This is a genomic window from Polaromonas sp. (assembly GCF_039932935.1).
Classification (GTDB): domain Bacteria; phylum Pseudomonadota; class Gammaproteobacteria; order Burkholderiales; family Burkholderiaceae_C; genus Polaromonas.
The window spans coordinates 1-3,194 of record NZ_JBDTPB010000082.1; the positions used below are offsets into that span (position 1 = coordinate 1).

The following is a 3,194-nucleotide window of genomic DNA, read 5'->3' on the forward strand; positions in this document are numbered from 1 at the left end:
TGCTGCTGGTGGGCACGCTGGTGGGGCTGGAGATTCCGCTGGTCATGCGCATCCTGCGACGCAATGTCGCGCTCAAGGAGCTGGTCTCGCAGGTGTTGACGTTCGACTACCTGGGGGCGCTGGCGGTGTCGCTGGCGTTTCCGCTGGTGCTGGTGCCGCATTTAGGCTTGATCCGCACCGGCCTGCTGTTCGGCCTCATGAATGCCGCCGTTGCGCTGTGGGCGCTATGGCTGTTTCGCCATGAACTTCGGCATGTGAAGGCGCACGCTGTGGCGTGCCTGGGGGTCTTGTTTGCGCTGGGCGCGGGCTTTGCGGGCGCCGAGCACATCACCACGCTGGCCGAGGACCATTTCTACCAGGACCGCGTGATCTTTACCGCCACTACGCCCTACCAGCGCATCGTCGTCACCAACGGCCGTGGCGGCCACCGCCTGTTCCTCAACGGCAACCTGCAGTTTGCCGAGCGTGATGAGTACCGCTACCACGAGGCGCTGGTGCACCCGGTCATGAGTGCACACGGCGCCCCAAAGAAAGTCGCTGTTTTGGGTGGCGGCGACGGCATGGCCGTGCGCGAGATTCTCAAATACCCTGGCGTGCAAAGCGTCACGCTGGTGGAGCTCGATCCGGCCATGACCACGCTGTTCAGCCAGCAACCGGCCTTGAGGCGGCTCAATGGCGATGCGCTGCTGTCGTCCAAGGTCCAGGTTATCAACGCCGACGCTTTCCAGTGGCTCGACAAAACATCGGACATGTTCGACGTCATCGTCGTGGACTTCCCCGACCCCACCAATTTTTCCATCGGCAAGCTCTACACCAACACGTTTTATGCCTTGCTGGACCAGCACCTGTCCGCCAGCGGCTACGCCGTCGTACAGACCACTTCGCCGCTGGTGGCGCGCCGCAGTTTCTGGACGGTGGTGAGCACCATGGAGTCCGTGGGCCTGAAGACTGCGCCCTACCACGCCAATGTGCCCAGCTTCGGCGAGTGGGGTTTTGTGGTTGCCAGCCGCCGGCCGTTCACGCCCGTCACGCAAGCCCGCAGCCTGCCGTCCGGCTTGCGGTTTCTCGACCCGCAGACCCTGCCTTTGCTGTTCGATTTTCCGGTGGACATGTCGCGCGTGGCGGCGCCGGTCAACCGCCTCTCCAACCAGGAGCTGGTGCACAGCTACGAGCAGGAGTGGGGCAAGGTGCTGCGTTGAAGCGGCGCCATTTCCTGGCTGCGCCGTTGCTGTCCCTGGCTGGGTGCGAAGCGCAGCCCGGCCTGGAGGGCGGCTTCACCGGCATCAGCCACGAGCGCGGGCATCTGCTGCGGCCTGAAGGCGGGCAGGCGCGCACCTGGCCAGCGCCCTCTTCCACGCATCGCACCCGTGTGCTGATTGCCGGGGCCGGCGTTGCCGGGCAGGCGGCGGCGCGCGCGCTGCGGCTGGGCGGCATGAATGACTTCGCGCTGCTGGAGCTGGAAGACAGCGCCGGGGGCAACAGCCGCGCGGGCAGCGTGCAGGGCGTGGCGTGCCCGCTGGGTGCGCACTATTTGCCCGTGCCTGGCGATACGGCCCCCGAGGTGCAGGACTTTCTCGAAGAGCTGTCGCTGCGCCGCCGCGTGGCCGGCCGCTGGGTGTATGACGAACGCCATCTGTGCCACAGCCCGCAAGAGCGTCTTTTCATCAAAGGCCAATGGCAGGAAGGCCTGTTGCCGGTGCAAGACATCGATGGCGCCGTCATGGCCGAGTACCAGCGCTTTGCCCGGTTGGTGGAGCAGGCCTCGGCCCGCGCTGCTTTTCGGATGCCGGTTGCAGGCACGCCGGCCGTGCCGCATCACCAGGCGCTGGACGCCATGACGTTTGCGGCCTGGCTGGACCAGCATCAGCTCACGCAGGCGCCCTTGCGCTGGTACCTGGACTACTGCTGCCGCGACGACTACGGTGCGGGCCTGCACAGCGTATCGGCCTGGGCCGGCATTCATTACTTTGCCAGCCGCCACGGGTTTCACGCACCGGGCGAGGCGACGCCGGCAGAACGCGACGCCGGCGTGTTGACCTGGCCTGAAGGCAACGGCTGGCTGACGCGGCAACTAGCCCAACCGCTGGGCGAGCGCCTGCGCACAGGCCTCACGGTGCTCCGCGTGGCGGCGGGCCGTCATGGCGTCGAAGTCGAGGCCTTCAATGCGGCGACGCGTGCGGTCGAGCGCTGGCAGGCGGACCAGTGCATTCTGGCGCTGCCCTTGTTTGTGGCGGCGCGCGTGGTGGAAAACCCGCCGCCCGCGTTGCGTGAGGCAGCAGCCGCGCTGCGCTATGCCCCGTGGCTGGTCGCCAATATGCATCTGGGGGCCGCATTGCACGACAGGCCCGGCGCGGCGCCCAGTTGGGACAACGTGATTTACGGCGGCGATGCCGAAGGCGCCGGAGCGATCGGAGCAGCCGAGGGACTGGGTTACGTCGACGCCATGCACCAGAGCTTGCGTGCCGTGCCGGGCGCGACCGTGCTGACCTGCTACCGGGCATTGGGGCTCGGTACAGACGCCCGGCGCAGACTGTACGAACAGCCCTGGACCCACTGGCGCGACACCATCCTGCGCGAGCTCTCGGTGCCGCACCCCGACCTGCCGGGCAAGGCCACGCGCATGGAAATCACCCGCTATGGCCATGCCATGAGCGTGCCGGTGCCCGGTATTCGAGGCCATGCAGCGCTGCAGGCCTTGCAGCATCCGCAAGCGGCGCAACGCCTGCATTTCGCCCATGCCGATCTGTCGGGCTACTCGGTGTTTGAAGAAGCTTTTACGCAAGGCCACCGCCGCGGTGAAGCGCTTGCGCGGGCGCCACGCGTTTGAAGTTCAGGTCAGGGGCCAATCGTCACGCTGGCAGCTGACCTTGCCTGCTATTAATTCAGTAGCTGCTTGCGCACGTCCTTGCTGGGCTGTAGCTTGATTTGCCTTGAAAATCGGGTGGGGCGAGAGAGAAAGCGGCTTTGCTTCGACCCGGCGATAGGTCGGCCGGGGTTCAGGCCCGCATCAAGGCTTCAATCTCGTCCGCATCCACCGGCACGCCGCGCGTCATCAGGTCACAGCCTTTGGCGGTGACCAGCGCGTCGTCCTCGATGCGGATGCCGATGTTCCAGAACTCTTTGGGCACGTTCTTCGCGGGCCGCACATAAATGCCGGGCTCGATGGTCAGCACCATGCCGGGCCGCAGGATGCG

At 66.3% G+C, this 3,194-nt stretch carries 3 protein-coding genes; 2 read left to right on the forward strand and 1 reads right to left on the reverse strand.

Annotation, left to right across the window (positions count from 1 at the left end; all coding sequences use genetic code 11):
* The coding region (locus ABI546_RS14705; protein WP_348047539.1) for a polyamine aminopropyltransferase at positions 1–1,199 on the forward strand (1,199 nt) is incomplete at its 5' end.
* Positions 1,196–2,827 carry an NAD(P)-binding protein gene (locus ABI546_RS14710; RefSeq protein ID WP_348047541.1) on the forward strand — a complete coding sequence of 544 codons (1,632 nt, stop codon included), beginning with the start codon at positions 1,196–1,198 and terminating at the stop codon, positions 2,825–2,827. The genes ABI546_RS14705 and ABI546_RS14710, both read left to right, overlap by 4 nt.
* Before the next feature lie 169 nt (positions 2,828–2,996).
* Here the strand turns inward: ABI546_RS14710 and ABI546_RS14715 are convergent.
* On the reverse strand, positions 2,997–3,194 hold a 198-nt coding region (locus ABI546_RS14715), incomplete at its 5' end, for a M24 family metallopeptidase (protein WP_348047543.1).